Here is a 26,540-nt window from a genome sequence, read left to right as displayed (position 1 = left end):
GGGATGGGCAAGCTGTCCCAGCGGGTCGGCGACCGGCTGCTGTTGCTGACGACCCACCAGGCGGCGGGCGGACGCTGGCCCGCGCCGATCCCGGGCGAGGGCTGGCGCCTGCGCCGCGCCGGACCGCGCTGGTTCGCGGTCTGGTCGAGCGATTGCGAGCGGCTGCGGCGGCTGCGCGTGCTGCTGCTGCCGGCAGCGTGGCTGGGGCTGAGCGCGCAGCAGGAACTGGCGCTGGCGCTGGGTCAGTCGCGCGCTGGCGACTGCCCAGCGGCACTGGCAGGTCCGCTGCTGACCGCGCGGGGGAAACTGCGCCGGCGGCTGTCCCGCGGCTTCTGAGTTCCGGCCCTCGGCAGGAAGTTCGGGAATGCCCTCCGGCGCACGGCCGGGGCGCGCCGCCCGCGGCCACGGCACGGCCGCAGCCGCCGAAGATGCTTGATACCGCCCCTCGCCAAGGGTCGCGGGCAGGATGACCTGGGTTGCCGGGGTCGGGGAGATCGGCCCCGTCCCTGCCGCCCTTCCTCGCCCTGCGGACATGTGGCGTTCGGCCCGAAACGCCTCGCCCCGCGCGGCGGGCGACGGGACAGCGGCACCATGCCGCAAGGGGGCGCCCCTGCGCGCTATTGACCGGTATTCCGTTCCGACCGACTCTGGCGGCGACCCCAGGTTCATACGGCCCAGGGTCTTGTGTAGTGAGGTTACGGGTGTCGCAAGCCACGGCCAGCAAGCGCTCGATCGTTTTCCTGATGGTGCCGGATTTCACCATGATCGCCTTTGCCAGCGCGCTGGAGCCGCTGCGGGCGGCGAACCGGATGCTGGGCTACCAGGCATATCACTGGCGGCTGGCCAGCATCGACGGCCTGCCGGTGCCGGCCTCGAACGGGGTGGAATGCACCGTCGACGGCGCGCTGGAGGAGGAAAGGCGCCGGCTCTCGGGACCCGAACGCCCCTCGATGGCCATCGTCTGCTCGGGGCTGGGGATCGAGGCCTACCAGCAGAAACCGGTCTTCGCCTTCCTGCGCGAGGCGAACAGCCGCCGCGTCGCCATCGGCGGGCTCTGCACCGGCGCCTATGTGCTGGCCCGCGCCGGGCTGCTGTCGGGCCGGCGCTGCGCCATCCATTGGGAGAACCTGCCGGGCTTTTCCGAAGCCTTCCCGACCGCCGATGTCTATGCCGACCTGTTCGAGGTCGACGGCAATATCTACACCTGCGCCGGCGGCACCGCGGCGCTGGACATGATGCTGCAGCTGATCGGCGACGATTTCGGCGACGAGATCGTCAACCGGGTCTGCGAGCAGTTGCTGACCGACCGGGTGCGCAGCCCCGGCGACCGCCAGCGGCTGCCGCTGCGCGCCCGGCTGGGCATCCAGAACCCCAAGGTGCTGTCCATCATCGAGCTGATGGAGGCCAACCTTGCCGAGCCGCTGTCGCTGCTGCAGCTCGCCTGCCATGTCGGCCTGTCCCGGCGCCAGATCGAGCGGCTGTTCGAGAAGGAGATGGGCCGTTCGCCCGCCCGCTATTACCTCGAGATCCGGCTGGACCGCGCCCGGCACCTGCTGATGCAGTCCACGCTGCCGGTGGTCGAGATCGCGGTGGCCTGCGGCTTCGTCTCGGCCTCGCATTTCGCCAAATGCTACCGTGAGCTCTATGCCCGCTCGCCGCAGCAGGAACGGGGCGAGCGCAAGCCGCTGGTGCTGCCCTGACAGGTCGCGGGAAAAGGATTCCGACAGGGCGCCAGGACGGAAAATCGTTCCGGCCCCGGCCGGGACCGGCTGGATAACAGAGCATTTGTCGGCGATTCGCGGCGCATTTCCCGTTTTCTGTCCGGCGTGCCGCGGCGCTGGGATTTTCAGTGGCCTGCCCAGGGCTCAGCCGGCGAAAGCCCGCTGGTGGAACGCCTGCACCGCGTCGGGATAGCGCCAGCCGCGCCCCTGCGGGCAGGCGTCGCGCGCCAGGCAAAGCCGGGTGCAGCCGGCGCCCGCGGCGCTGCGCAGATGCGACAGGCAGGCGGCATGGGCGAAGCCGTCGGCGCCATAGGCCGCGACCGGACAGCCGCGCAGGCAGGGCTTGTCGGCACAATGGTCGCAGGGATGCCGCGTCCTGCCCCGGGGCCGGTTCAGGCGGCGCAGCGCCCGCCGCGACAGCGCGTCGTCCAGCAGCAAGGCGCCGCGGAAGGCGTGCCACAACCCCAGGCGCGGATGCATCAGCAGCCCCAGCGGCGACGGCTTCAGCCGCAGCGCCCGCATCGCCCATTGCTGGAAGGGCGCGAAGGGGCGGTCGTTCGGCATCAGCACCCGCGCGCCGATCTCGGCGGCGGCCCGTGCGATCACCTCGCGCGACCAAAGGTCCAGCGGTTCGGCCGGCGGGTCGGTCTGCGCCCGCCGCCATTGCGCGAAGACCGGCCAATAGCCGGCGCCGGCATTGCCGACCAGCAGCACCGCCGCCGCCGGCGCGCCGCCGGGTCCCGGCGGGCGCGGCTCGTCCGGGGCGAAGTTCAGCCCGCCGCGCAGCACCAGCCCGCTGGGCGCCAGCGCCGCCGCAGCCCGGTCAACCCGGTTCCCGACCCTGAACGGCATTGCGCCACACCTCGTCATGGATGAGATCCGCGACCCTCTGTCGCGCCGAAACCGGCGGCTTTCATGTGAAGGCGTCCGGCATCGAGGCTTTCTTGCGCGCCACGAAATCGTTCAGGCTTTCGGCGATGCCCGGGTCCAGCGCCGGCGGCTCGTAGCTGTCCAGCCAGCGCCGCGCGAGCTCGTTGGCGCGCTGCGCCGCGGTCTTTTCGCCCTCGGCCTGCCATTGCTCGAACGAGTTGTTGTCGGCCACGATCGAGCGATAGAAGGCGGACTGGAAATTCGCCTGGGTATGGGCGCAGCCCAGATAGTGGCTGCCGGGCCCCACCTCGCGGATCGCGTCCATCGCCTGGCCGTTCTCGGACAGGTCGACGCCCGCCGCCAGCTTCTGCGCCACGCCCAGCTGATCGACGTCCATGATGAACTTCTCGTAGCAGGCTGAAAGCCCGCCCTCCAGCCAGCCGGCCGAATGCAACACGAAATTGGCGCCGCAAAGGATGGTCGAATTCAGCGTATTCGCGCTTTCATAGGCCGCCTGCGCATCCGGCGTCTTCGCGGCGCAAAGCGAGCCGCCCGTGCGCAAGGGCAGGCCCAGCCGCCGCGCCAGCTGCGCCGCGCCGTAAGAGACCAGCGATGGCTCGGGCGTGCCGAAGGTCGGCGCCCCCGACTGCATCGAGATCGACGAGGCGAAGGTGCCGAACAGCACCGGTGCGCCGGGGCGCACCAGCTGGGTGAAGGCGGCGCCCGCCAGCACCTCGGCCAGCACCTGCGTCAGCGTGCCCGCGACCGTCACCGGGCTCATGGCGCCGGCCAGGATGAAGGGGGTGACGATGCAGGCCTGGTTGGCGCGGGCATAGACCTTGGCCGCGCCCAGCATGGTGTCGTCGAAGACCATGGGCGAGTTGGCGTTGATCAGGCTGATGGTCACGGTGTTCCGGTCGACGAATTCCTCGCCGAACAGCAGCTTCGCCATGGCGACGGTGTCCTCGGCCCGCTCGGGCGCAGTAACCGAGCCCATGAAGGGCTTGTCCGACAGCGTCATATGCGCCAGCAGCATGTCCAGGTGGCGCTTGTTCACCGGCACGTCCACCGGCTCGCAGACGGTGCCGCCGGAATGGTGGATCGAGGGTGCCAGATAGGCCAGCTTCACGAAATTGTGGAAATCCTCCAGCGTGGCATAGCGCCGGTTGGCCTGCAGGTCGCGCACGAAGGGCGGGCCGTAGACCGGCGCGAAAACGGTGGCGCCGCCGCCGATCTGCACCGAGCGTTCCGGGTTCCTCGCGTGCTGGGTAAAGACCGAGGGCGCGGTCTTCAGCAGTGCCCTTGGCAGCCCTTTCGGGAAATGGACGCGCTGGCCGCGCACGTCGGCGCCGGCTTCCTTCCACAGCGCCAACGCCTCGGGGTCGTCGCGGAACTCGATGCCGATCTCTTCCAGCACCGTGTCGGCATTGGCCTCGATCAGCGCCAGCCCCTCTTCGCCCAGCACCTCGTAATAGGGCACCTGCCGCTTGATATAGGTCAGTTGCCCCCCAGGTCCGCCGCCTGCCCGCGCCGCGCGCCTGGCGGCCGCGCCGCCGCGTTCGCCCCGGCCGCGCCTGGCGCCGGTGTCTTCCGCCGATGTCATGCTGTCCGTCATGGATTCGCTTCCCATCTCCCTCGCGGGCCAGAGTGCCGCGCTGGTTTCCGATTGTAGCCAGGCCCGGGCGGCGGACCGGCCTGGCTGCGGCAGCGGCTGTCGCAAACCGGACAGTGGGGCGGGGACCGGCGGGGCTATACAGGATTCAGGACCAGACGGCGCGCTGGCCGCCGAGGAGAACCCGCGCCGCAACCCCATGCTGGAGTCTTGAAGATGTCCGACGACGAAATCAGCCTTGCCGCGCTGTCCGACGAAGACCTCGTGGAGCAGATGCACAACGACCTCTACGACGGGCTCCGGGAAGAGGTCGAGGAAGGCACCAACATCCTGCTGGAACGCGGCTGGACGCCCTACGACGTGCTGACCCAGGCCCTGGTCGAGGGCATGCGCATCGTGGGCGAGGATTTCCGCGACGGCATCCTGTTCGTGCCCGAGGTGCTCTTGTCGGCCAATGCCATGAAGGCCGGGATGACCATCCTGCGCCCCCTGCTGGCCGCGACCGACGCGCCCAAGCAGGGCAAGCTGCTGATCGGCACCGTCAAGGGCGACATCCACGACATCGGCAAGAACCTGGTCGGCATGATGATGGAGGGCGCCGGCTTCGAGGTCATCGACATCGGCATCAACAACCCGGTGGAAAGCTACCTGGCCGCCATCGAGGAACACAAGCCCGACATCCTGGGCATGTCGGCCCTGCTGACCACGACCATGCCCTACATGAAGGTCGTGATCGACGCGATGGCGGAAAAGGGCATCCGCGACGATTACGTGGTCCTGGTCGGCGGCGCGCCGCTGAACGAGGATTTCGGCAAGGCCGTGGGCGCCGACGCCTATTGCCGCGACGCCGCGATCACCGTCGAGATGGCCAAGGACTTCATGCAGCGCAGGCACAACATCCGCGTGGCCTGAGGCTGGGGCACAGCCACGCTCAGGATCGGGGCACGGGGGGTCGGGACGCGGCATGGAACAGGCAGGACGAGGCCGCGCGGCCAGGCTGAAGGCCCGTCGGGCCGCGGCGGCGTCCATGCCGTCCCCGGCCTTGCCCGCCGCTGCGACGGCGGCCCCCGCCCGGATGGCGGGCCCGCCGCCCGCGCCGGACAAGGTGCTGGTCATCGCCTGCGGCATGTTGGCGCGCGAGATCATGGCGATCCGCGAGCGGCTGGCCCTGACGCACCTGGTGCTGAAATGCCTGCCGGCCGAACTGCATTTCCATCCCCAGCGCATCACCGCCGCGGTCGATGCGGCGATCATGCAGGCGCGCGCCGACGGCTATCGCCACATCTTCGTCGGCTATGCCGATTGCGGCACCGGCGGCATGCTGGACAAGGTGCTGGACCGCCAGGGCGTCGAACGGCTGGCGGGGCCGCATTGCTTTGCGGTCTATCAGGGCGCGGCCGCCTTTGCGGCGGTGGCCGAGGCCGACGTGACCGCATTCTACATGACGGACTTCCTGTGCCGCCAGTTCGACGCCTTCTTCGTGCGGCCGCTGGGCCTCGACCGGCACCCGGAACTGGCGCAGGATTTCTTCGGCAATTACAAGAAGGTCGTCTACCTGGCCCAGACCGAGGACGCGGGGCTGGAACAGGTGGCGCGGAACGCCGCCGCCCTGCTGGGCCTGGCCTATGAACGGCGCCTGACCCGCTATGGCGACCTGGGGCCGGCGCTGGCGCGGGCGCATGCCGGGCCGGAGACGTGACGCGTCGCTTTTGAAACGGTCGCCGTCGCGCGGCGGCCAGCGGGAACGGACGCCTTCGGCGATGCTGGGACCAAAGGAAGAGAGGAAGTTGATCGTGACCCACTGGCAAGACCGGATTCCAGGCAAGCCGCCCCGGCGCGGCGCCCAGGCGGCAGCGGCAGGCATCGATGCGGACGGGCGGAACCATGGCTGAGGACGCGCATATCGCCGCCCTGCCCGGGGCGCAGAAGCGGAAGGTCGCGACGCCCGCAGCCGCCGCCCCGCCGCCGCCGCGAAAGGCCGCGCGCGGCTATGCGGTGCGGCTGTGGTCCGTGCGCCATGCGCGCGGCCTCGAATGGTTCTATCGCCGGTTCGCCGGTGCGGTGCTGCTGCTGCATCCGCTGTGGAAGGCGCTCGGCTACGGCCGGGTCGAAAAGCCGGTCCGCTTCGTCGAACGCCAGGTCAAGGGCTTCATGTTCGACTGCCGGATGTGCGGGCAATGCGTGCTGTCCTCGACCGGGATGTCCTGCCCGATGAACTGCCCCAAGCAGCTGCGCAACGGCCCCTGCGGCGGCGTGCGCGCCAACGGGCATTGCGAGGTCAAGCCCGACATGCCCTGCGTCTGGGTCAAGGCCTGGGAAGGCTCGCGCCGGATGGTGCAGGGCGACGCCATCCTGAAGGTGCAGAAGCCGGTGGACCGGACGCTGGCCGGAACCTCGTCCTGGCTGCGCGTCACGCAAGAGGCCGCGGACGGGCGCGACACAGCCCGCAGAAGGGATGCCACATGAGCCCGCACCATGACGAGAACCCCGCCGGCGCGCATCTGCCGCTGGAGCCGCTGCCCGGCCATGCCTCGCGCGGGCGGCTGGAGCGGGTGTTGCGGCGCGGCGAATTCGCCGTCACCACCGAGCTGAACCCGCCCGACAGCGCTGACCCCGAGGATGTCTATGAACGCGCCGCCGTCTTCGACGGCTGGGTGGACGGGATCAATGCCGTCGATGCCTCGGGGGCGAATTGCCACATGTCCTCGGTCGGGATCTGCGCGCTGCTGACCCGCATGGGCTACGCGCCGATCTATCAGATTTCCTGCCGCGACCGGAACCGCATCGCCATCCAGGGCGACGTGCTGGGCGCCGCCGCCATGGGGGTGCAGAACGTGCTGTGCCTGACCGGCGACGGCGTGCAGGCCGGCGACCAGCCGGGCGCGAAGCCGGTCTTCGACCTCGACTGCATGTCGCTGATGGAAACGATCCGCACCATGCGCGACGAGGGCCGGTTCCTGTCGGGCCGCAAGCTGACCACCCCGCCCGCGATGTTCATGGGCGCGGCGATCAACCCCTTCGCGCCGCCCTACGACTTCCGCCCGCTGCGGCTGGCCAAGAAGATCGCCGCCGGCGCGCAATTCGTGCAAAGCCAGTATTGCTTCGACGTGCCGATGTTCCGCGACTACATGGCCCGGGTCCGCGACCTGGGCCTGCACGAGCAATGCTTCATCATGTGCGGCGTCGGGCCGCTGACCTCGGCCCGGACCGCGCGCTGGATGCGGGCCAACGTGCCGGGCGTGCATATTCCCGACGCGGTGATCGCCCGGCTGGAAGGCGCCGCCGACCAGAAGCGCGAGGGCAAGCGGCTCTGCATCGACATCATCGACGAGGTGAAAGAGATCGCGGGCGTCGCCGGCATCCACGTCATGGCCTATCGGCAAGAAGAATACGTGGCCGAGATCGTCCACGATTCGGGCGTGCTGAAGGGCCGGCGCCCGTGGCGCCCCGAACCCAGGGCCGACGATGCGCTGGTCGCCGGCCGACTGGACCACATCCTGCACGACGACCGCGCTGAAACGCCGCAGCAGATCCTGACGGACGCGCAGGCGGCGCCGCATCCCGCCACAACCTGACACAACCATCCATTCCGAAAAGGAAACATCCATGACCCGCACCATCGTCGCCTCGGCGACCCGGGAAATCGCCATCGGCTTCGACCAGCCCTTCTGCGTCATCGGCGAGCGTATCAATCCCACCGGCCGCAAGAAGCTGGCAGCCGAGATGGTCGAGGGCAATTTCGACACCGTGCGCAAGGACGCGCTGGAGCAGGTGGCCGCGGGCGCGACCATGCTGGACATCAACGCGGGCGTGACCGCCGTCGATCCCAACGCCACCGAGCCGGGGCTGATGGTGCAGACGCTGCAGATCGTGCAGGAACTGGTGGACATTCCGCTGGCCATCGATTCCTCGGTCACCGCCGCCATCGAGGCCGGCCTGAAGGTCGCGCGCGGCCGCCCGCTCATCAACTCGGTCACCGGCGAGGAGGACAAGCTGGAGGCGATCCTGCCGCTGGCGCGCAAATACGACGTGCCGGTGGTCGCGATCTCGAACGACGAGACCGGGATCTCCATGGACCCCGACGTGCGTTTCGAGGTCGCCAGGAAGATCGTCCAGCGCGCCATGGACCACGGCATCAAGCCCGAGGACATGGTGGTCGATCCGCTGGTGATGCCGATCGGCGCGCTGGGGGACGCCGGGCTGCAGGTCTTTGCCCTGCTGCGGCGGCTGCGCGAGGAGTTGAAGGTGAACACGACCTGCGGCCTCTCGAACATCTCCTTCGGCCTGCCGCACCGCCACGGCATCAATGCGGGCTTTATCCCGATGGTGATCGGCGCCGGCATGACCAGCGCCATCATGAACCCGTGCCGCCCGCAAGAGATGGAGGCTGTGCGCGCCGCCAACGTGCTGGCCGGCGTGGACAAGGACTGCGGCACCTGGATCCGCACCTACAAGGACTTCCGCCCCGGCGAACATGCCGCGCCGGCACCGGCGCCGCTAGACGGCGGGGCACGGCGGCGCGGCGGCCGCGCCGCGCGGCTGGGCGCGCAGGCCTAGGGCAAGGGAAGCGACGCCATGGCTGCCGACCCGGACCCCCGCGACCCTCTGGTCCTGTTCATGCCCTCGGGCAAGCGCGGGCGTTTCCCGGTCGGCACCAATCTGCTCGACGCCGCGCGGCAGCTGGGCGTCCATGTCGAAAGCGTCTGCGGCGGCCGCGCCACCTGCGGCCGCTGCCAGGTCGAGATCCAGGACGGCAGCTTCGCCAAGTTCGGCATCACCTCGTCCCAGGATCACATCTCGGCCCGGGGCGGCAAGGAAGAGCGTTACGACCGGGTCCGCGGCCTGCCCGCGGGGCGGCGGCTTTCCTGCTCGGCCACCGTGCTGGGCGACCTGGTGGTGGACGTGCCGCAGGACACGACCGTCAATGCCCAAGTGATCCGCAAACCCGCCAGCGACCGCGTCATCGCGCGCGATCCGGCGATCAGGCTGTGCTATGTCGAGGTGGAGCCGCCCGACATGCACCAGCCGCTGGGCGATCTCGACCGGCTCAAGGCGGTGCTGGCGCGCGACTGGGGCATCCGCGACCCGGTGGTGCCGCTGCGGCTGCTGCCCGGCTTGCAGAAGACCCTGCGCCTGGAGGGCTGGGGCGTCACCGTCGCCGTCCACCAGGACGAGGACGCGCGCCCGGAAATCACCGCCCTCTGGCCCGGGCTGCACAACAGCGCCTACGGCATCGCCTGCGACATCGGCTCGACCACCATCGCGCTGCATCTGGTATCGCTGCTGTCGGGGCGGGTCGTCGCCTCGGCCGGCGCCTCGAACCCGCAGATCCGCTTCGGCGAGGACCTGATGAGCAGGGTGTCCTATGTGATGATGAACCCCGATGGGCGCGCCGCGATGACGCAGGCCGTGCGCGAGGCGGTGAACGGGCTGGTCGCCAAGGTCTGCGCCGAGGGCGGCGTCGATCCGGACGACATCCTCGACGCGGTCTTCGTCGCCAATCCGATCATGCATCACCTGTTCCTGGGCATCGACCCGACCGAGCTGGGCCAGGCGCCCTTCGCGCTGGCGGTGTCGGCGGCGGTGCGCAGCCCGGCCGCCGAACTGGGGCTTGCCGCCAACGCCGGCGCACGGGCCTATCTGCTGCCCTGCATCGCCGGCCATGTCGGCGCCGATGCCGCCGGCGCCGTCCTGGCCGAGGGCCCGCACCGGCAGGACCGCATGATGCTGCTGGTCGACATCGGCACCAATGCCGAGATCGTGCTGGGCAACGCCGCCCGCACCGTCGCCGCCTCCTCGCCCACCGGCCCGGCCTTCGAGGGTGCGGAAATCTCCTCGGGCCAGCGCGCCGCCCCCGGCGCCATCGAGCGGGCGCGGATCGACCCCGGGACGCTGGAGCCGCGCCTGCGCATCATCGGCTCGGATCTGTGGTCGGACGATCCGGGCTTTGCCGAGGCCGCGGCCCGGCTGGGCGTGACCGGCCTCTGCGGCTCGGCCATCATCGAGGTGGTGGCCGAGATGTATCTTGCGGGCATCCTGTCGGCGGAGGGCGTGATCGACGGGACGCTGGCCGCGCGCAGCCCGCGCATCCTGGCGAAAGGCCGCACCTTCTCTTATCTGCTGCATGACGGCAGCCCGCGCATCACGGTCACGCAGAACGACATCCGCGCGATCCAGCTGGCCAAGGCGGCGCTTTACGCCGGCATCCGGCTGCTGATGGAAAAGCAGGGCGTGGCGGCGGTGGACTGCATCCGCCTGGCCGGTGCCTTCGGTTCCTTCATCGACCCGAAATACGCCATGGTGCTGGGGCTGATCCCGGATTGCGACCTGTCCGAGGTCCGGGCGGTGGGCAATGCCGCCGGTGCCGGCGCGATGATGGCGCTGCTGAACCGCGGCCACCGCCGCGAGATCGAGGAGACCGTGCGCCGCATCGACAAGATCGAGACCGCGCTGGAGCCGCATTTCCAGCAGCTCTTCGTCGATGCCATGGCGCTGCCGCACAAGATCGATGCCTTCCCGCATCTGGCGCGAACGATGAAACTGCCCGCGCGCCCCGACCCGGGCGAAGGCCCTTCCGACGGCCGGGGCCGCGCGGGCCGCGCCGAGCGCATGGCCCGCCGCCGGCGCGGCTGAACCGATGACCCCGCCACGGCCTGCGGCAAATGCGCCGGCGTTGCGGTTCCCGGTGGACGGCGACCACGGCCCGTCCCAGCCTGGCGGCATGGTTTCCGACATGCCGCGCGCACCGTTCCCCGGGTTGTGGCTGGCGCCGCATCGCCCGCTGTTCCTGCTGGCCGGCCTGTGGGCGCTGCTGGTGCCGACGGTCTGGCTGCTGCCCCAGGGCCTGGGTCCCGAGCCGCTGGCCTGGCATCGGCACGAGCTGCTCTTCGGCATGGGCGGGGCGGCGCTGGGGGGCTATCTGCTGACCGCGCTGCCGGCCTGGACCGGAGGCCGCCGGGTCGCGGCGGCGGTCACCGCGGCCCTGGTGGCGCTGTGGCTGGTCGGGCGGCTGACATTCGCCATAGGCGGGACTGGGCCGCTGGGCAGCCTGGCCGGCGCCGCCTATTTCCTCGCCCTTGCCGGCTTCCTGTCCGCGCGGGTCACGCGCGCCAGGGCTTGGGGCCGCATACCCTTGGCCTTGGCACCGCTGGTCCCGGGCTGGGCACAGATCGATGACCTTTCGGGAGAGACCGCGGCGCTGTTCTTCGCCCTGCTCATCGGCCTGGTCGGCGGCCGCGCCATCGCCGCCTTCACCCGCCACTGGCTGGCAGGCTCTCCGGGCGCCCCCGCCGTCTCCGATCCGCCCTGGCTTGCGGGCGGCGCGCTGCTGACGCTGGCCCTTGCAATGGCGGCGCTGCAGGTCGATGCGCCGCGGCTGGCCGGGCCGCTGCTGATCGCCTCGGGGTTGATGCAGCTTGCGCGGATGCCGGGCTGGCGCAACGGATACGCGGTGCGCTATCCGGCGCTGCTGCTTCTGCACCTGGCCTGGCTGTGGCTGCCCCTGGGGCTGGTGCTTGCGGGCGCGGCGCAGCTGCCGGAGGCCGGGCTCGGCCCCGCCACGGCGCTGCATGCCGTCACCATGGGCGCCATGGGCTCGATGATGCTGGCGATCATGGCGCGGGCGGCCATGGTCCGGCAGGGGACGCGGCTTCGGGTGTCGCCGGTGCTGGGCCTTGCCTTCACACTGGTGCAGCTGTCGGTGCTGGCGCGGCTGCTGATGGGTTGGGGCGGCGCCGATCCCGCGCCGTTGCTGCGGATCGCGGCCCTGGCCTGGATGACGGGATGGGCGCTGTTCCTGTGGGACTTTCGCCACGCCTTGCGAGGGCCGGTGCCGCGGCCGGTGCTCAGCGCCCACAGCCGGGCCTGAGGCATGGGTCAGTCGGATCTTGGGTGCCAGCGCCGCGCCTGCGGCGGGCCCAGGCGCAGCAGATCGACAGCGCGGGCGGCGATCTGGGCGGTGGCCTCGGCCAGGCTGGCCGGGCGCAGGTAGAAGGCCGGCACCGGCGGCAGGATCACCGCCCCCATCTCGGCGGCCGCCTGCATGTTCCGCAGATGCGCCAGCGTCAGCGGCGCCTCGCGCGCCAGCAGCACCAGCGGCCGGCGCTCCTTCAGCTGCACCCCGGCGGCGCGGGTCAGCAGATTGTCGTCGAAGCCATGGGCGATCGCCGCCAGGCTGCGCATCGAGCAGGGCGCGACGATCATCCCCGCCACCGGACAGGAACCCGAGGCGATGGCGGCCCCCAGGTCGCGCAGCGGATGCACCCGCGTCGCGATGACCGTCAGCTGGGCCTGGGCGCCGGGGCCGATCTCCTCGGCCAGCGTGCGCTCGGCCATGGCGGAAAGCACCAGGTCCACCTCGGCCCCCGCGCGCAGCAGCGCGGCGGCGCAGTCCATCGCCAGCACCGCGCCCGAGGCGCCCGAGACCCCCAGCACCACCCTCATGGCAGGATCGCCGCCAGCAGCGCCTCGGCGCGGGCCTCGTGCGCGGGGTCGAGCCGCATCTCGCGGCCCCATTCCCGCGCGGTCTCGGCGCCGATCTTGGTGGTGGCGTCGATGCCGATCTTGCCGGCCAGCCCCTCCAGCGGCGCGGCGAAATCCAGATAGTCCATCGGCGTGCGGTCGATCAGCATCACGTCGCGCGCCGGGTCCATGCGGGTGGCGATGGCCCAGGCGATGTCGTCCCAGCTGCGGATGTCCAGCTCGCCGTCCACCACCACGATCATCTTGGTATAGCTGAACTGCGGCAGCATCCCCCACAGCGCCATCATCACCCGCCGGGCCTGGCCGGGATAGCGCTTGTCGATCCGGACCACCGCCATGCGATAGGAACAGGCGGCGGCCGGCAGCCACAGGTCGCGCACCTCGGGGATCTGGGCGCGGATCACCGGCAGCGCCAGATCGTTGAAGACTTCGCCGATGACCGAGGGCTCGTCCGGCGGCCGGCCGGTCACGGTGGAAAGATACAGCGGATCGCGCCGGCAGGTGATGGCCGAGACCCGCATGACCGGGAACGGCTCGGCCGCGTTGTAATAGCCGGTATGGTCGCCGAAGGGGCCTTCGGGCGCGGTCTCGCCGGGATGAACCCAGCCTTCCAGGATCACCTCGGCCCGGGGCGGCACCGCCAGCGGCACCGAGCGGCAGGCGACCAGATCGGTCCGCGCGCCGCGCAGCACGCCCGAGAACCCCAGTTCCGAAACCGCCTCGGGCAGCGGCAGCGCCGCCGCCAGCAGCAGCGCCGGGTCGGCGCCCAGGGCGATGGCGACGGGCATCGGCTCGCCCGCCCGCGCCCAGCTGCGGTGATGCGCCGCGCCGCCGCGATGCGCCAGCCAGCGCAGGATCAGCCGATCCGGTCCCAGCACCTGGGCGCGATAGACGCCCAGATTGTATCGCCCGAACTCGCCCGCCGCCGAGCCATGCGGCCGCGTCAGCACCACCGGCCAGGTGATCAGCGGTCCCGCGTCCTCGGGCCAGGGCGTCTGCACCGGCAGCGCGTCGAGGCCGGTCAGCTCGGCCTCTTGCACCGGCGCGTGGCGGATGGTCCGGGGCCGCGCCGACAGCGCCGCGCGCAGCATCGGCCAATGCGACAGCGCGTCGCGCATCCGACCGGGCGGCACCGGGCTGCGCAGCCCGGCCAGGAAGGCGCCGAAACCCGGGATCTGTTCCGGCTCCAGCCCCAGCCCGGCCGCGACCCGGGCCCGGGTGCCGAAAAGATTGCCGATCACCGGCACGCCCGGCCCGTCATGGGCGTCGAAGCGCAGCACTGGCCCGGCGCGGCGCAGCGCTGCCAGTTGCAGCGCCGTCATCTCGTGGCGCAGCGACACCGGCGCGGCGATGCGGGCCAGATCGCCCCGCGCCTCGGCCCAGGCCAGGAAGGCGCGCAAATCGGCAAAGGCGGGCAGGCAGCGCGGGGTTGCGGGCGGGGTCTCGATCATGCGGCGCACCCTGCGGCAGGAATTCCGGCGCCGTCTTGACCATTGTCAAGCCATCCGCGGTTTTGCCATGCCAAAGGCAGGCCATGACTTCGTCCCGCCCCCTGCCGCGGCTTCTCGGCCGCATGGTGCTGCCGCCGCTTGCCGCCCCTGCCCTTGGCCTGGCGCTGACCCGGCTCTTGCGCCGCATCGCCGCGCGGCGGCCGGCGATCCTGTTGCGGCTGGGCCCGCATCAGCAGGCGCGCTTCCTGATCGACGTGCAGGACGGACCGCTGCTGCTGCTGATCGAGCCCGGCGCGCGCCGCATCGCCGCCCTGCCCCGCCGCCGTCCCGCACCACCGCATGACGCCGCGATCCACGGCCGGCTCGCGGCCTTCCTTGCCATGCTGCACGGGGCCGAGGACGGCGACGCGCTGTTCTTCTCGGGGGAATTGCAGATCGGCGGCGACACCTCGGCGGTGCTGGCCTTGCGCAATGCGCTGGACGACGCCGAGCTGGACCTGACCGAGGAACTGGCCGCGCTGGCGGCCGCGCCCTTCGACGGCTGGCTGCGCCGGGTCTCGGCGCTGGCGGCGCGGCGCAGCGGCTATGCGCTTTCGCGACAGGAGCAAATGCCATGATGGAACTGGTCTGCCCGGCCGGCACCCCCGCCGCCCTGCGCGCCGCGGTGGATGCCGGCGCCCATACGGTCTATTGCGGCTTCGCCGACGAGACCAATGCCCGCAACTTCCCGGGCCTGAACTTCTCGCGCGAGGAAATGGCCGAGGGCGTGGCCTATGCCAAGGCCCGGGGTGCCAGGGTGCTGGTCGCGATCAACACCTTCCCGCGCGCCGGGGCGCAGGCGCTGTGGCACCGGGCGGTGGCCGATGCGCAGCAGGCGGGCGCCCATGCGGTGATCCTGGCCGACCCCGGCCTGCTGGCCCATGCCGCCGAGACGCATCCCGACCTGCGGCTGCATCTGTCGGTGCAGGCGGCGGCGGCGAATCCCGATGCGATCAACCTTTACGCCCAGTCCTTCGGGATCCGCCGCGTGGTGCTGCCCCGCGTGCTGACGGTCGAGGAGATCACCGCCATCAACCGCGAGATCGACGTCGAGACCGAGGTCTTCGTCTTCGGCGGGCTCTGCGTCATGGCCGAGGGGCGCTGCTCGCTCTCGTCCTGGGCCACCGGCCTGTCGCCGAACATGAACGGCGTCTGCTCGCCCGCCAGCCACGTCGCCTATGCCGAGGTCGGCGGCCACAGCGAGGCGCGGCTGGGCGGCTGGCTGATCCACCGCACGCCGAAAGGCGCGCCGGTGCCCTATCCGACGCTATGCAAGGGCTGCTTCACCGCGCCCGCCACCGCGACCGGCCCGGCCCAGACCGGCCATCTTTTCGAGGACCCGGTGAGTCTCGACGCGACCGAGCTGATCCCACGGCTGCAAAAGGCCGGGGTCACGGCGCTGAAGATCGAGGGCCGCCAGCGCTCGCGCGCCTATGTGGCGCAGGTGGTGCGCGCCTTCCGCGCCGCGGTCGAGGCCGCCGAGGCGGGCGCCCCCATGCCCGCCGGGCTGCTGGCCAAGCTGACCGAGGGCCAGGCCGCCACCACCGGCGCCTATGCCAAGACCTGGAGGTAGCGCGGCATGACCATGGACCTGACCATCGGCCCCCTCGCCTTTTTCTGGACCGCGCCGCAGGTCGCGGATTTCTATCGGCGCCTGGCCGCCACCCCGGCGCGGCGGGTGGTGATCGGCGAATGGGTCTGCTCGAAGCGGCTGCCCTTCTGGCAGCACGAGATCCCCGGCGCGGTCGAGGCCCTGCTGGCCGCCGGCAAGGAGGTGGCGCTGACGACGCTGGCGCTGATCACGCTCCGGCGCGAGCGCCGCCAGACCGAGGAGCTGTTCGCCGCCGGCCTCGCGGTCGAGATCGCCGATCTCGGCGCACTGCGCCACCTGCCCGAGGGCGTCCCCTTCCAGGTCGGCCCCACCGTCAACGTCTATAACGAGGGCACGCTGGAATGGCTGGCCCGCAAGGGCGCGACGCGCATCTGCCTGCCGCCGGAACTGCCGCTGGCCTCGGTCGCGGTGCTGGCCCGGGCCGGGCGCGATGCCGGGGTCGCGGTCGAGGTCTGGGGTCACGGCCGCGCGCCGCTGGCGATCTCGGGGCGCTGCTATCACGCCCGGCTGCACGACCGCGCCAAGGACAGCTGCCTTTTCGTCTGCGGCGAGGACCCGGACGGTCGCGAAGTTCAGACCCTGGACGGCCAGAGCTTCCTGACCGTGAACGGCGTCCAGACGCTGGGCCATGCCCATACCACCGTCGCCGGTCAGGCCGAACAACTGCGGCAGGCCGGCGTGACCGCGCTGCGGCTGTCGCCCCAGGTCGGGGACTTCGCGGGCGTGGTCGATGTCTACGACCGGCTGACCCGCGGCGCGATTGCAGGCGACGCGGCGCTGGCGCAGTTGCGCGCGTGCCTGCCCGAGGCCCGTTTCGCCGACGGCTTCCTGGCCGGCGCGCCAGGGCTGCGGCAGGTCGGCTGACCCGTCCCAGCGGCCGGCCAGACCGGTTGCCGAAAACGATCTTGAAAAAGCATCGTGCCATTTCGGATCCGGTGAAAATCGGCCTTGAATGGGTATTTTCGGTCGGCTTGGGATGCGCGGCTCGATTCGGTCTAGTTCGCCCTGTTGCGCGGTTTCTTTCGGCAGCCAACCGGCAGGGGCAACGGAACCGTCACCCGCGCCTTGTCCATGACAGCCGTCGCAGCCGGACCAAATGTCGCTCAGGCCAGGGAATAGCCGCCGTCGCCTGTCAGCAGAATCGCCAGCCGGTTCCAGCTTTGCCGCCAGCCGCGCATCAGCCATGTCGCCCGGCGGGCTGCGGCCGATGGCGGGGACCCGGATCGGTGCCAGAGAGAGGATGTCTTGCACCGTCCGGCGCGGGCATGGCGTCGGCCGCTTGCCGGACAACCGCCGCCGTAGGCCGGGGGTGAATCAAGCCGGAACCAAAGCCTCGACCCGCGCCTCGGGAAAGGCTGCCAGCGCCCGGTCGATCGCCGGGCGTTCCATCAGCACCGCCGCCGTGGAAAGCGCATCGGCCAGCATGGCGCGGTCGGCGCTGATCGAGACCAGCGCCCAGCGGGGCGCCTGACCCGCCGGCCCGATGATATGCGCCCGGTCGCCCGCCGGGCCGATCCGGGTGCCATAGGCGGCCGAAGTGGCCAGCGCCCGGCCGCGCAACGCCAGCCGGTGCAGGACCCGGCCGCCGGGCGCCTCGATGACCGCATCCCAGGGCGCCGGGCCAAGCGCGCGGATCTCGCCCGCATCGATCAGCACCTCGGCAAGGCGATGCCGGGCGGCGACCTCGGCCAGAAGGTCGGCGGCGAAGCCCTGGGCGATGCCGTTCAGCGTCAGCGCCATGCCAGGACGGGTCAGACGCACCTCGGATGGGCCGAAGCGCACGTCCCCCCAGCCGACCAGCGCCGCGGCGGCGGTTTCGTCCTGTCCCAGCCGCCGCGCCTGCCACAGCGGCTGCACCGTGGGATCGAAGGCGCCGCCCGTCGCCTCATGCACGGCAGCGGCGAGGCGCAGCACCGCCAGCATCTCGGCCGAGGGATGCGCGAGCCGCCCCAGCGCGTTCAGGCGTCGCAGCTCGGAGCCGGAGAAAAGCGAGAACTGCCGCTCGACCCCGCGCAGGCTGCGCGCGGCCTCGGCGAAAAAGGCGCGGGCGGCCTCGGCCGAGCCGCCCCGGACCGTCAGCGCCACGTCGGCGCCCAGGGCCGTGCCCTGCCAGGCATGGCGAGCGCCGGCGCGAGCGGGCGTCGCCAGCGCGCAGGCGGACAGGGCCAGGAAACGGCGGCGGGGCATCGTCATTCGGCATCCTCCGGCAAGGGGCGCGCCGCCGGGCGGGCGGGCTGGACGGCTGCGCCCGGATGCGCGCCGGCCGGCAGCGGCGCGGCGGGCGCGGCGCGGGCGCGGCGCTTCAGCACCGGGCAGGTCGCCGGGTCGTACATGACCACCTGGCAGCGCAGGCACAGCACGCATTCGTTGGCGTTGATGCGGCCCAGCGGGTCGATGGCGCCGACGGTGCATTTCGTCTCGCACAGCCGGCATTCGCGCCCGCATTGCGGCCGGCGCTTGAGCCAGTCGAAGATCTTCAGCTTCGCCGGCAGCGCCAGCCCCGCGCCCAGCGGACACAGGTAGCGGCAATAGAAGCGCTCGACGAACAGCCCCGCCCCCAGCAGCACCAGCACGAACAGCACGAAGGGCCAGGGCCGCAGGAAGCGCAGGCTGATCGCGGTCTTGAACGGCTCGACCTCGGCCATGACCAGCGCCTGTTCCATCGAATAGAAGGACAGCGCCACCAGCCCGACGAACAGCGTGTATTTGATGACCCACAGCCGTTCGTGCAGCGCCTGCGGCACGGCTATCTGCCGCAGGCCCAGCCTTTGCGCGACGGCATTGGTCAGTTCCTGCAACGCGCCGAAGGGGCACAGCCAGCCGCAGAACACGCCCCGGCCCCAGAACAGCATTCCCAGCGCCACCGCCGACCACAGCACGAAGATCAGCGGCGCGACCAGGAAGGTCTCCCAGCGGAAGCCGAAGAGCAGCGCGTGCAGGAAGGCGATGACCTGCACCACCGACAGCTGCGCGCCCAGGCCCCAGCCCAGCACCGCCAGCGTGGTCGCCAGATAGCCCAGCCGCAGCCCCCGCCACAGCCGCGGCCGGCGCACCAGCCATTCCTGCGCAAAGAGGATCAGCCCCAGCACCGCCAGCATGGCCCCGACCACGGCGATCTGCGGCCGCTTCTGCAGCCAGAAGTGCTGCCACAGCGGCGGATCGGCCGCAGGCCGGGCGATGCGGAAGGCGTCGGGCAACGCGACCTCGGCGCTGACCGGCAGCGTCAGGGCGGTGCCGCCCGATCCCTCGCGCCCGGTGGCGACGGTGACGCGAAAGGGCCGGGCGGGGTCGATGCCGCCGGCCTGCGGGTCGGCGTTGATGCGAAAGACGCTGCGTTCCTTCAACGCGGGCGCGCCGGCGACGGCGAGCCGGGGAACCGAGGCGAAGGATTCGGCCGCGGGCACCAGCCGGGTCTCGCCTTGGGTGATCTCGATGCGCTGGAAGCGGCCGGTGCGGCGGTATTCGCTGCCGCGATGGGATTGCAGCCCGCGCGAGAACACCGCCAGCAGCGCCTCGCCCGGGCCGAGCCGGCCGGCAATTTCCGTCAGCCCCTGCTGACCCAGCAGGTTGCGCCCGGCGGTGGGGGTGTCGATCAGGCCGGTCCACATCTCGAACCAGGGGGCGTCCGAGGGCGGGATCGGCGGCCGGGCCCAGGGCATGGCCGCCGCGGCCTCGGCCATGGTGACGCGGGCATGGGACAATGCGCCCATCGCTTCCAGCGCAGCCCAGTCGGCCGGGGCATAGGCCATGCGGTCGATGACCCCGCCCTCGGCCTGGGCGGCGGCCAGCAGCCGGGCGCTGCGCAGGATGCCGTCGCGGATCACCCCGGTCGAGACGGTGGCGCGCGCGATCACGTCGGGCAGATCGGCGTCGGTCGAGGCGCGGTTCATGTCATGGCCGCGGAAACCGTCGACATAGGCGGCGATGTCCGCGTCCGAGATGCCCAGCGTCAGCACCGGCTCGGCGTGGCGCATCAGCCGGGCGCCGGCGATGCGGCCGTCGCCCGCGACCGCGACCGCGACCAGCACGTCCAGCGGCCGGCCGGAATAGCCGGTCGAGCCCGCAAGCTCCCAGGTCGAGCCGATCAGGCCCAGGGCGCGGCCCTCGGCCTCGACCCGCCAGCCCGGCACCGGGGTTTCCTGGCGCAGCAGCACCGGCGCAACGCCGGGCGGCAGCCGGAACAGCGCGGCGGCCAGCGCGGCATCGGGCGCGGCGGCAGCGATGGCGGCCTCGGCCTGGACCGGCACCGCAGGGGCGGCTTCGGCCGGCGTGGCGGCAGGCGGGCCCGGGGCCGCCGCCAGCAGCGGCAGAAGCGCGGCGGCGCGAAGAAGGCGGCGAAGCGGTGCAGGCAGGTTCATGTCAGTCCCGAATGCGGCCGGCGGGGGCTTTCGGCTGCGGCACGGCGCCGCAGCAGGCCGTTCTGGCGCCAGGGTCGCGCAATTTGCCGCGGTGGACCTTAACCAAAGTCAAGGAGTCCGATCACGCTCCGGTCAACTGTCCCGATGCCTCACAGCAGGACGGAGAGAGTTCATGAAGTTCCCAGCGCATAATGCCAGGATGACGCTTCTGGCGTCGGCGGCCCTGGCCCTGGTCCTTGGCGCCGGCATGGCCACGGCCCAGACGGCCGCCCCTGCCGACCCGCCCGCGACCGCGGCCCCGGCCAATTCCGAACTGAACGAAGTCACCGGCCCCAAGGCCGGGGCCGAGACCGAGGTGCAGGAGCTGCCCCGGTCCGAAGGCGCGCGGCTGAGCACCGACGAGCAGGCCAAGGCCAAGACCGAGGTGCAGGACCATACCTCGAAGCCGCAAGACCAGTACGAGCCGTCGCTGACCACGCTCGGCCAGCAGCAGATGGCCGTGCCCGGCGCCCCCGAGGGCGTGCCCGCGATGACCCAGGCCGAGTTCGACGAGGCGAACACCATCTATTTCGAGCGCTGCGCCGGCTGCCACGGCGTGCTGCGCAAGGGCGCGACCGGCAAGGCGCTGACGCCCGACCTGACGCGCGAACTGGGCTATGAATACCTGCATACCTTCATCGAATACGGCTCGCCCGCCGGGATGCCGAACTGGGGCACCTCGGGCCAGCTGGACGCGCGGCAGGTGGACCTGATGGCCCGCTATGTCCTGCAGGACCCGGCCAGCCCGCCGGAATGGGGCATGCCCGAGATGCGCGACAGCTGGAAGGTCGTGGTCGCGCCCGAGGACCGCCCCACCGAAAAGCAGAACGACTGGGATCTCGAGAACCTGTTCTCGGTCACGCTGCGCGACGCCGGCCAGATCGCCCTGATCGACGGCAGCAGCTACGAGATCAAGAAGGTGCTGGACACCGGCTATGCGGTGCACATCAGCCGCATGTCGGCCTCGGGCCGCTATCTGATGGTGATCGGGCGCGATGCCAAGGTGGACATGATCGACCTGTGGATGAAGGACCCCTCGATCGTCGCCACCATCAAGGTCGGCGCCGAGGCGCGTTCGGTCGAGACCTCGAAGATGAAGGGCTGGGAGGACAAATACGCCATCGCCGGCGCCTATTGGCCGCCGCAATACGTCATCATGGACGGCCAGACGCTGGAGCCGCTGAAGATCGTCTCGACCCGCGGCAACATCTATGACGAGCAGACCTATCACCCCGAACCGCGGGTGGCGGCGATCCTGTCCTCGCATTACCGGCCCGAGTTCCTGGTCAACATCAAGGAGACCGGCAAGATCCAGCTGGTCGACTATACCGACCTCAAGAACCTGAAGATCACCGAGATCGAGGCCGAGCGCTTCCTGCACGACGGCGGGCTGGACAGTACCAAGCGCTATTTCATCACCGCCGCCAACGCGCGCGGCAAGCTGGTGGTGATCGACACCAAGGAGGGCAAGCTGGCCGCGATCACCGACACCGGCGGCGAGACCCCGCATCCGGGTCGGGGCGCGAACTTCGAACATCCGACCTTCGGGCCGGTCTGGGCGACCTCGCACCTGGGCGACGATTCGGTGGCGCTGATCGGCACCGACCCGGAAGGCCATCCCGACAGCGCCTGGAAGATCGTCGACAGCTTCCCGGCGCTGGGGGGCGGGTCGCTGTTCGTCAAGACCTATCCCGGCTCGAACCACCTCTATGTCGATGCGACGCTGAACCCCGAGCCGTCGATTTCCGGCGCGGTGGCGGTGTTCAAGATCGACGAGATGAAGGGCGACGGCTCGGACCCCGAGATCCTGACCCTGCCGATCACCGAATGGGCCGGCATCACCGAGGGCCAGCCGCGCGTCGTCCAGGGCGAGTTCAACAAGGACGGCACCGAGATCTGGTTCTCGGTCTGGAACGGCAAGGACCAGCAATCGGCCATCGTCGTGGTGGACGACAAGACGCTGGAGCTGAAGCACGTCATCAAGGACGAGCGCCTGGTGACGCCGACCGGCAAGTTCAACGTCAAGAACACCCAGGGCGACATCTACTGACGTCCCGACGCCAAGGCAGGCGCGGCCCCGGCGGGTCGCGCCTCCGCTCCCCCTCCCCAGCCTGGAATGCAAGGGAACACCGAGATGGCGGGCAAGGTCTATCTGATCGGCGCGGGGCCGGGCGACCCCGACCTGCTGACGCTGAAGGCGCTGCGGCTGCTGCAATCGGCCGAGGTCGTGGTCCACGACCGGCTGGTCAGCCCCGAGATCATGGCGCTGACGCCGGCGGGCGCGCTGTGCGTCCCGGTCGGCAAGGCGGCGGGTTTTCACAGCGTCCCGCAGGACCGCATCAACGAATTGCTGGTCGAGATGGCCCGCGACGGGCACCGGGTGGTCCGGCTGAAGGGCGGCGACCCGCTGATCTTCGGCCGCGGCTCGGAAGAGGCCGAGGCGCTGGCCGCCGCCGGCATTCCCTATGCCTATGTCCCGGGCATCACCGCCGCCCAGGGCGCCGCCTGCTCGACCGGGGTGCCGCTGACGCATCGCGGGCTGGCGACGGGCGTGCGCTACGTCACCGGCCACCGCGCCCAGGACGCCGCGCTGGAGCTGGACTGGCAGAGCCTGGCCGATCCCGACACCACGCTGGTCGTCTATATGGGCGCCGCGAACATGGTCGAGATCGCGGCCCGGCTGATCGCCGCCGGCATGCCCCTGGACCTGCCGGTGCTGGCCGTCGCCCATGCCACCACCCCGCGCGAGCGGCGGATGCTGTCGGACCTGGCCCGGATCGGCGCCGACCTGGCGCGTCAGCCGATGGAGGCGCCGGTGCTGTTCGTCATCGGCCGCGTCGCCGGGCTCTACGAGACCGCCGCCCTGCCGCTGCCGCAACGGCAGCGAGGCGCGCATCTGCGCGTGGTGGGCCATGGCTGAGCCGGGGCCGGCCCTGGTCCTCGCCTTTGCGGCGCTGACCGCGACCACCCCCGCCGGGGCCGAGGTCGCGGCCGACCGGCAGGTCCGGCTGCAGCATATGGTGATCCAGGACTGCGGCTCGTGCCACGGGCTGACGATGAAGGGCGGGCTGGGCAAGCCGATCACCCCCGAGGCGCTGGCGGATCACGACCCCGAAGGGCTGGCCGCGATCATCCTCGACGGCGTGCCGGGCAGCGCCATGCCGCCCTGGCGGCCGCTGATCACCGAGGAAGAGGCGCTGTGGATCGCCGAATACCTCAAGAAGGAGAAAGCCGAATGATCCGGGCCTGCCTGACCGCCCTTGCGCTGATCCTGCCGCCCGCCGTCCAGGCCCAGGACGCGTCCGCCCTGCTCGGCCCGGCCGAGAGCCGCGGCACCGGCGACCTGGGCGTGGTGATCGAGCGCGCCAGCGGCTCGGTCCTGGTCGTGGACCAGTCCGAGCGGGCGGCGCTGTGCCGGGTCGAGGGCTTGGGCGACCTGTCCCATGCCTCGCTGACCTTTTCGCCCGACGAACGCTTCGCCTATGTCTTCGGCCGCGACGGCGGGCTCAGCAAGGTGGACATCCTGGCCTGCCGGCTGGAGAACCGCGTGATCCAGGCCGGCAACGCCATCGGCGGCGCGATCTCGGACGACGGCCGGCTGGTCGCGGTCTCGAACTACGAGCCGGGCGGTGTCAAGGTCTTCGACGCCGATACGCTGGCGCAGGTCGCGGACGTGCCGATGGGCTCCAAGACCGTGGGGCTGGCCGATGCGCCCGGATCGCGCTTCGTGGTGGCGACCTGGGACAGCGGCGAGGTCTGGGTGCTGGACCATTCGGCCGACCCGGCAAAACCCTTGGTGACGCGGATAAAGGGCATCGGCGCCAATCCCTATGACGCGCTGATGACCGCCGACGGGCGGACCTATATCGTGGGGCTGTTCGGCGAAAAGGGACTGACCACGCTGGACCTGTGGCAGGACCCGCCGCAGCCGCGCCGCATCCTGCCCGACTATGGCCGCGACCAGCCCGACCTGCCGGTCTACAAGATGCCGCATCTGCAGGGCTGGACCCTGGCCGGGGCTAGCTACGCCCTGCCCGCCGTCGGGCTACACCAGGTGCTGTGGGCCGATGCCGCGACCGGCGCCGAGACCGCCCGCACCGAGGTCGCGGGCCAGCCGGTCTTCGTCACCGCAAGGCCGGACGGGCGCGAGCTTTGGGTGAACTTCGCCACCCCCGACAACGGCACGGTGCAGGTGATCGACGCGCTGACCCGGCAGGTCAAGCGGACCCTGCACCCGGGCGCCGGCATCCTGCACATGGAATTCACCCCGCGCGGGCACGAGGTCTGGTTGTCGGCGCGCGACGACGACCGCGTGGTGATCCACGACGCCCGCACCTATGAAAAACTGGGCGAGATCGAGGCTCGCGCGCCCTCGGGCATCTTCTTCACCGCCCGCGCGCATCGGACGGGGTTGTGACCATGCGCGACATGCCCGATCCCGATACGCTCGACACCCGGCTGCTGGACGAATTCCAGCGCGACCTGCCGCTGGTGCAGCGCCCCTTCGCGGCCATGGCGGCCGGCCTGGACACCACCGAAGCCGAGGTGCTGGCCCGCCTGCGCCGCCTGCAGGCGGCGGGCTGCATCGCCCGCGTCGGCGCCACCTGCCGGCCGAACACCGCCGGCGCCTCGACCCTGGCCGCGCTGGCGGTGCCCCCGGCGCGGGTCGAGGAGGTCGCCGCCATCGTCGGCGCCGAGCCGGGCGTGAACCATTCCTATCTGCGCGAGGATGCCTGGAACCTGTGGTTCGTCGCCACCGCGCCCTCGGCGCCCGAACTGGCGCAGGCGCTGGCGCGGATCGAGGCCGCCGCCGGCCTTGCCGTGCTGTCGCTGCCGCTGCTGCGGCCGTTCAACATCGACCTGGGCTTTCGCCTGCGCGGGCCGCGCGCGGCGATGGGGCTGGACCGGCAGGCCGACATGGCCGTGCTGCGCGCGGGCGACCGGGCGCTGATGCAGGCGCTGTCCTGCGGGCTGGCGCTGGTGCCGCGCCCCTTCGCCGCGCTGGCCGCCGGGCTGGACCGCCCCGAGCCCGAGGTGATCGCCCGCATCGCGGCCCTGGCCGAGGCCCGCATCCTGACCCGCGTCGGCGTCATCCTGCGCCACCGCGCGCTGGGCTGGGTGGCGAATGCGATGGTGGTCTGGCGGCCCGGCCGCATCGAAGCCGCCGGCCGCGCCCTGGCGCAACTGCCGGGCGTGACCCTGTGCTACCAGCGCCGCACCGTGCCGGGGGTCTGGGACTGGCCGCTGTTCTGCATGATCCACGCCCGGTCCCGCCCCGAGGCGCTGGCGGTGCTGGACCGCGCCCGCGCGTTGCCGGAACTGGCGGGCGTGCCGCACAAGGTCTTGTTCTCGACCCGGTGCTTCAAGCAGCGCGGCGCGCTGATCGAGGCCGCATGAGCCGCGCCGTGCTGCCCCCCGAGGCGCTGGACGCCACCGACCGCGCCATCCTGAACGCCTTGCAGGACGGCTTTCCGCTGGTGCCGCGCCCCTATGACGCCGCCGGCGCCACGCTGGGGATCTCGGGCGACGAGTTGCTCACGCGCCTCGCCCATCTGCGCCGGATCGGCGCCACCACCCGCTTCGGCCCCTTCTTCGACGCGGCCGAGATCGGCGGCGCCTTCTGCCTGTGCGCCATGGCGGTGCCGGCGGATCGTTTCGAGACGGTCATGACCCAGGTCAATGCCCATCCCGAGGTCGCGCATAACTATGAACGCAGCCACGCGCTGAACATGTGGTTCGTCCTTGCCACCGATTCCCCCGGCGCCATCGACCGCACCGCGCGCGCCATCGAGGACGAGACGGGGTTGGAGGTCATGCTGTTTCCCAAGCTCGAAGAATATTTCATCGGTTTCCGGGTGCGGGCATGACCCGCAGCCTCGACCCGACCGACCGGCGCATCGTGCAGGCCACCCAGGCCGGCCTGCCGCTGGTCGCCGCCCCCTATGCCGAGATCGCCGCCCGTCTGGGCCTGAGCGAAACCGAGGTGATCGCTCGCCTGCGCGCCATGCAGGACCGCGGCGCCATCCGCCGGATCGCGGTGGCGCCGAACCATTACGCGCTGGGGATGGTCGCCAACGGCATGAGCGTCTGGGACGTCGCCGACGACCGCGTCTCGGCACTTGGCCCACGCGTGGGCGCCCTGCCCTTCGTCAGCCATTGCTATCGCCGGCCGCGCCGGCTGCCCGGCTGGCCCTACAACCTGTTCGCCATGCTGCACGGCGCCGACCGGGCCGAGGTCGAGGCCAAGCGCGCCGAGGTGGCCGCGCTGCTGGGCAACGCCTGCCGCGGCCACGACATTCTTTATTCCACGCGCATCCTGAAAAAGACCGGGCTGCGCCTGCGCGACGACTGAAAGGG

25 protein-coding genes are annotated in these 26,540 nt (G+C 71.4%); 19 read left to right on the top strand and 6 right to left on the bottom strand.

Annotation, left to right across the window (positions count from 1 at the left end):
• The first annotated feature begins 3 nt into the window (after positions 1-3).
• Positions 4-336 carry a hypothetical protein gene (locus JCM7685_RS17400; protein WP_074967622.1) on the top strand — a complete coding sequence of 111 codons (333 nt, stop codon included), beginning with the start codon at positions 4-6 and terminating at the stop codon, positions 334-336.
• A 407-nt stretch (positions 337-743) separates the two neighbouring features.
• Positions 744-1,700 carry a GlxA family transcriptional regulator gene (locus JCM7685_RS17395; RefSeq protein WP_074967667.1) on the top strand — a complete coding sequence of 319 codons (957 nt, stop codon included), beginning with the start codon at positions 744-746 and terminating at the stop codon, positions 1,698-1,700.
• 165 nt (positions 1,701-1,865) lie between these two features.
• On the opposite strand, the gene JCM7685_RS17390 is transcribed toward JCM7685_RS17395, so the two are convergent.
• Positions 1,866-2,573 carry a hypothetical protein gene (locus JCM7685_RS17390; protein ID WP_074967624.1) on the bottom strand — a complete coding sequence of 236 codons (708 nt, stop codon included), beginning with the start codon at positions 2,571-2,573 and terminating at the stop codon, positions 1,866-1,868.
• A gap of 61 nt (positions 2,574-2,634) precedes the next feature.
• Positions 2,635-4,194: a trimethylamine methyltransferase family protein gene (locus tag JCM7685_RS17385; RefSeq protein ID WP_244532101.1), complete on the bottom strand. Its 1,560-nt coding sequence runs from the start codon at positions 4,192-4,194 to the stop codon at positions 2,635-2,637.
• 225 nt (positions 4,195-4,419) lie between these two features.
• Here JCM7685_RS17385 and JCM7685_RS17380 point away from each other — a divergent pair, with 225 nt between their 5' ends.
• The 7 genes from JCM7685_RS17380 to JCM7685_RS17350 all read left to right on the top strand — a co-directional run bounded on the left by JCM7685_RS17380 (position 4,420) and on the right by JCM7685_RS17350 (position 12,070).
• Positions 4,420-5,115: a corrinoid protein gene (locus JCM7685_RS17380; protein WP_074967668.1), complete on the top strand. Its 696-nt coding sequence runs from the start codon at positions 4,420-4,422 to the stop codon at positions 5,113-5,115.
• Between the two features lie 163 nt (positions 5,116-5,278).
• Positions 5,279-5,902: a DUF1638 domain-containing protein gene (locus tag JCM7685_RS17375; RefSeq protein ID WP_074967629.1), complete on the top strand. Its 624-nt coding sequence runs from the start codon at positions 5,279-5,281 to the stop codon at positions 5,900-5,902.
• A gap of 185 nt (positions 5,903-6,087) precedes the next feature.
• Positions 6,088-6,669, top strand: a complete 582-nt coding sequence (locus tag JCM7685_RS17370) for a methylenetetrahydrofolate reductase C-terminal domain-containing protein (RefSeq protein ID WP_074967670.1) — start codon at positions 6,088-6,090, stop codon at positions 6,667-6,669.
• Positions 6,666-7,778 (top strand): methylenetetrahydrofolate reductase, encoded by a 1,113-nt coding sequence (locus JCM7685_RS17365; RefSeq protein WP_074967631.1) that lies wholly within the window; start codon positions 6,666-6,668, stop codon positions 7,776-7,778. Before JCM7685_RS17370 ends, JCM7685_RS17365 begins: the two co-directional genes overlap by 4 nt.
• Positions 7,779-7,809: 31 nt before the next feature.
• A complete protein-coding gene (locus JCM7685_RS17360; RefSeq protein WP_074967633.1) occupies positions 7,810-8,760 on the top strand; it encodes a methyltetrahydrofolate cobalamin methyltransferase in 951 nt (316 codons plus the stop codon).
• An 18-nt stretch (positions 8,761-8,778) separates the two neighbouring features.
• The gene (locus tag JCM7685_RS17355; RefSeq protein ID WP_074967635.1) at positions 8,779-10,836 is read left to right on the top strand and encodes an ASKHA domain-containing protein; all 2,058 of its coding nucleotides are present in this window, start codon (positions 8,779-8,781) and stop codon (positions 10,834-10,836) included.
• A gap of 100 nt (positions 10,837-10,936) precedes the next feature.
• A complete protein-coding gene (locus tag JCM7685_RS17350) occupies positions 10,937-12,070 on the top strand; it encodes an NnrS family protein (RefSeq protein ID WP_170848922.1) in 1,134 nt (377 codons plus the stop codon).
• An 8-nt stretch (positions 12,071-12,078) separates the two neighbouring features.
• Here the strand turns inward: JCM7685_RS17350 and JCM7685_RS17345 are convergent, their stop codons facing one another.
• Both JCM7685_RS17345 and JCM7685_RS17340 read right to left on the bottom strand, forming a co-directional pair.
• Positions 12,079-12,645, bottom strand: coding sequence for a UbiX family flavin prenyltransferase (locus tag JCM7685_RS17345; RefSeq protein ID WP_074967637.1), 567 nt, complete (start codon positions 12,643-12,645; stop codon positions 12,079-12,081).
• Positions 12,642-14,135, bottom strand: a complete 1,494-nt coding sequence (locus tag JCM7685_RS17340) for a UbiD family decarboxylase (RefSeq protein ID WP_074967639.1) — start codon at positions 14,133-14,135, stop codon at positions 12,642-12,644. Before JCM7685_RS17340 ends, JCM7685_RS17345 begins: the two co-directional genes overlap by 4 nt.
• Positions 14,136-14,218: 83 nt before the next feature.
• Between JCM7685_RS17340 and ubiT the strand changes: the two genes are divergently transcribed.
• From ubiT to ubiV, 3 genes are read left to right on the top strand one after another with little or no spacing between them, the layout of a single operon-like run.
• On the top strand, positions 14,219-14,752 hold the full coding sequence (gene ubiT, locus JCM7685_RS17335) for a ubiquinone anaerobic biosynthesis accessory factor UbiT (RefSeq protein WP_074967641.1): 534 nt from the start codon (positions 14,219-14,221) through the stop codon (positions 14,750-14,752).
• Positions 14,752-15,747, top strand: a complete 996-nt coding sequence (gene ubiU / locus JCM7685_RS17330) for a ubiquinone anaerobic biosynthesis protein UbiU (protein ID WP_074967674.1) — start codon at positions 14,752-14,754, stop codon at positions 15,745-15,747. Before ubiT ends, ubiU begins: the two co-directional genes overlap by 1 nt.
• 12 nt (positions 15,748-15,759) lie before the next feature.
• A complete protein-coding gene (ubiV, locus tag JCM7685_RS17325) occupies positions 15,760-16,650 on the top strand; it encodes a ubiquinone anaerobic biosynthesis protein UbiV (protein ID WP_074967676.1) in 891 nt (296 codons plus the stop codon).
• Positions 16,651-17,100: 450 nt separating this feature from the next.
• Here ubiV and JCM7685_RS17320 read toward each other — a convergent pair whose 3' ends face one another.
• A complete protein-coding gene (locus JCM7685_RS17320) occupies positions 17,101-17,979 on the bottom strand; it encodes an FAD:protein FMN transferase (protein ID WP_074967643.1) in 879 nt (292 codons plus the stop codon).
• On the bottom strand, positions 17,976-20,144 hold the full coding sequence (locus JCM7685_RS17315) for a NosR/NirI family protein (protein WP_074967645.1): 2,169 nt from the start codon (positions 20,142-20,144) through the stop codon (positions 17,976-17,978). Before JCM7685_RS17315 ends, JCM7685_RS17320 begins: the two co-directional genes overlap by 4 nt.
• Before the next feature lie 199 nt (positions 20,145-20,343).
• On the opposite strand from JCM7685_RS17315, the gene JCM7685_RS17310 reads away from it, so the two are divergent.
• From JCM7685_RS17310 to ahbB (JCM7685_RS17280), 7 genes are all read left to right on the top strand, one after another.
• Positions 20,344-22,233 carry a cytochrome D1 domain-containing protein gene (locus JCM7685_RS17310; protein WP_269458840.1) on the top strand — a complete coding sequence of 630 codons (1,890 nt, stop codon included), beginning with the start codon at positions 20,344-20,346 and terminating at the stop codon, positions 22,231-22,233.
• A gap of 84 nt (positions 22,234-22,317) precedes the next feature.
• Positions 22,318-23,103, top strand: coding sequence for a uroporphyrinogen-III C-methyltransferase (gene cobA, locus JCM7685_RS17305; protein ID WP_074967647.1), 786 nt, complete (start codon positions 22,318-22,320; stop codon positions 23,101-23,103).
• Positions 23,096-23,422: a c-type cytochrome gene (locus tag JCM7685_RS17300; protein ID WP_074967649.1), complete on the top strand. Its 327-nt coding sequence runs from the start codon at positions 23,096-23,098 to the stop codon at positions 23,420-23,422. The genes cobA and JCM7685_RS17300 overlap by 8 nt, the downstream gene beginning before the upstream one ends.
• On the top strand, positions 23,419-24,600 hold the full coding sequence (locus tag JCM7685_RS17295) for a cytochrome D1 domain-containing protein (protein WP_074967651.1): 1,182 nt from the start codon (positions 23,419-23,421) through the stop codon (positions 24,598-24,600). The genes JCM7685_RS17300 and JCM7685_RS17295 overlap by 4 nt, the downstream gene beginning before the upstream one ends.
• A gap of 2 nt (positions 24,601-24,602) precedes the next feature.
• Positions 24,603-25,580 (top strand): siroheme decarboxylase subunit beta, encoded by a 978-nt coding sequence (gene ahbB / locus JCM7685_RS17290; protein WP_074967653.1) that lies wholly within the window; start codon positions 24,603-24,605, stop codon positions 25,578-25,580.
• On the top strand, positions 25,577-26,050 hold the full coding sequence (locus tag JCM7685_RS17285; RefSeq protein WP_074967655.1) for an Lrp/AsnC family transcriptional regulator: 474 nt from the start codon (positions 25,577-25,579) through the stop codon (positions 26,048-26,050). The genes ahbB (JCM7685_RS17290) and JCM7685_RS17285 overlap by 4 nt, the downstream gene beginning before the upstream one ends.
• The gene (ahbB, locus tag JCM7685_RS17280) at positions 26,047-26,535 is read left to right on the top strand and encodes a siroheme decarboxylase subunit beta (protein ID WP_074967657.1); all 489 of its coding nucleotides are present in this window, start codon (positions 26,047-26,049) and stop codon (positions 26,533-26,535) included. The genes JCM7685_RS17285 and ahbB (JCM7685_RS17280) overlap by 4 nt, the downstream gene beginning before the upstream one ends.
• Positions 26,536-26,540: the final 5 nt, after the last annotated feature.

Source organism: Paracoccus aminovorans (assembly GCF_900005615.1).
GTDB classification, from domain to species: domain Bacteria; phylum Pseudomonadota; class Alphaproteobacteria; order Rhodobacterales; family Rhodobacteraceae; genus Paracoccus; species Paracoccus aminovorans.
This window is presented reverse-complemented; position numbering and strand designations above follow the sequence as displayed.

What these genes read in the sequence shown, in the direction of transcription:
- ahbB (WP_074967653.1), top strand. Translation starts at nt 24,603, where the DNA reads ATGCGCGACATGCCCGATCCCGATACGCTCGACACCCGGCTGCTGGAC.
- JCM7685_RS17340 (WP_074967639.1), bottom strand. Translation starts at nt 14,135, where the DNA reads ATGATCGAGACCCCGCCCGCAACCCCGCGCTGCCTGCCCGCCTTTGCC.
- JCM7685_RS17315 (WP_074967645.1), bottom strand. Translation starts at nt 20,144, where the DNA reads ATGAACCTGCCTGCACCGCTTCGCCGCCTTCTTCGCGCCGCCGCGCTT.
- JCM7685_RS17365 (WP_074967631.1), top strand. Translation starts at nt 6,666, where the DNA reads ATGAGCCCGCACCATGACGAGAACCCCGCCGGCGCGCATCTGCCGCTG.
- JCM7685_RS17320 (WP_074967643.1), bottom strand. Translation starts at nt 17,979, where the DNA reads ATGACGATGCCCCGCCGCCGTTTCCTGGCCCTGTCCGCCTGCGCGCTG.
- ubiT (WP_074967641.1), top strand. Translation starts at nt 14,219, where the DNA reads ATGACTTCGTCCCGCCCCCTGCCGCGGCTTCTCGGCCGCATGGTGCTG.
- JCM7685_RS17380 (WP_074967668.1), top strand. Translation starts at nt 4,420, where the DNA reads ATGTCCGACGACGAAATCAGCCTTGCCGCGCTGTCCGACGAAGACCTC.
- ubiV (WP_074967676.1), top strand. Translation starts at nt 15,760, where the DNA reads ATGGACCTGACCATCGGCCCCCTCGCCTTTTTCTGGACCGCGCCGCAG.
- JCM7685_RS17390 (WP_074967624.1), bottom strand. Translation starts at nt 2,573, where the DNA reads ATGCCGTTCAGGGTCGGGAACCGGGTTGACCGGGCTGCGGCGGCGCTG.
- JCM7685_RS17400 (WP_074967622.1), top strand. Translation starts at nt 4, where the DNA reads ATGGGCAAGCTGTCCCAGCGGGTCGGCGACCGGCTGCTGTTGCTGACG.
- JCM7685_RS17375 (WP_074967629.1), top strand. Translation starts at nt 5,279, where the DNA reads ATGGCGGGCCCGCCGCCCGCGCCGGACAAGGTGCTGGTCATCGCCTGC.
- JCM7685_RS17300 (WP_074967649.1), top strand. Translation starts at nt 23,096, where the DNA reads ATGGCTGAGCCGGGGCCGGCCCTGGTCCTCGCCTTTGCGGCGCTGACC.
- JCM7685_RS17345 (WP_074967637.1), bottom strand. Translation starts at nt 12,645, where the DNA reads ATGAGGGTGGTGCTGGGGGTCTCGGGCGCCTCGGGCGCGGTGCTGGCG.
- ahbB (WP_074967657.1), top strand. Translation starts at nt 26,047, where the DNA reads ATGACCCGCAGCCTCGACCCGACCGACCGGCGCATCGTGCAGGCCACC.
- JCM7685_RS17350 (WP_170848922.1), top strand. Translation starts at nt 10,937, where the DNA reads ATGCCGCGCGCACCGTTCCCCGGGTTGTGGCTGGCGCCGCATCGCCCG.
- JCM7685_RS17360 (WP_074967633.1), top strand. Translation starts at nt 7,810, where the DNA reads ATGACCCGCACCATCGTCGCCTCGGCGACCCGGGAAATCGCCATCGGC.
- cobA (WP_074967647.1), top strand. Translation starts at nt 22,318, where the DNA reads ATGGCGGGCAAGGTCTATCTGATCGGCGCGGGGCCGGGCGACCCCGAC.
- ubiU (WP_074967674.1), top strand. Translation starts at nt 14,752, where the DNA reads ATGGAACTGGTCTGCCCGGCCGGCACCCCCGCCGCCCTGCGCGCCGCG.
- JCM7685_RS17395 (WP_074967667.1), top strand. Translation starts at nt 744, where the DNA reads ATGGTGCCGGATTTCACCATGATCGCCTTTGCCAGCGCGCTGGAGCCG.
- JCM7685_RS17355 (WP_074967635.1), top strand. Translation starts at nt 8,779, where the DNA reads ATGGCTGCCGACCCGGACCCCCGCGACCCTCTGGTCCTGTTCATGCCC.
- JCM7685_RS17310 (WP_269458840.1), top strand. Translation starts at nt 20,344, where the DNA reads ATGACGCTTCTGGCGTCGGCGGCCCTGGCCCTGGTCCTTGGCGCCGGC.
- JCM7685_RS17385 (WP_244532101.1), bottom strand. Translation starts at nt 4,194, where the DNA reads ATGACATCGGCGGAAGACACCGGCGCCAGGCGCGGCCGGGGCGAACGC.
- JCM7685_RS17370 (WP_074967670.1), top strand. Translation starts at nt 6,088, where the DNA reads ATGGCTGAGGACGCGCATATCGCCGCCCTGCCCGGGGCGCAGAAGCGG.
- JCM7685_RS17295 (WP_074967651.1), top strand. Translation starts at nt 23,419, where the DNA reads ATGATCCGGGCCTGCCTGACCGCCCTTGCGCTGATCCTGCCGCCCGCC.
- JCM7685_RS17285 (WP_074967655.1), top strand. Translation starts at nt 25,577, where the DNA reads ATGAGCCGCGCCGTGCTGCCCCCCGAGGCGCTGGACGCCACCGACCGC.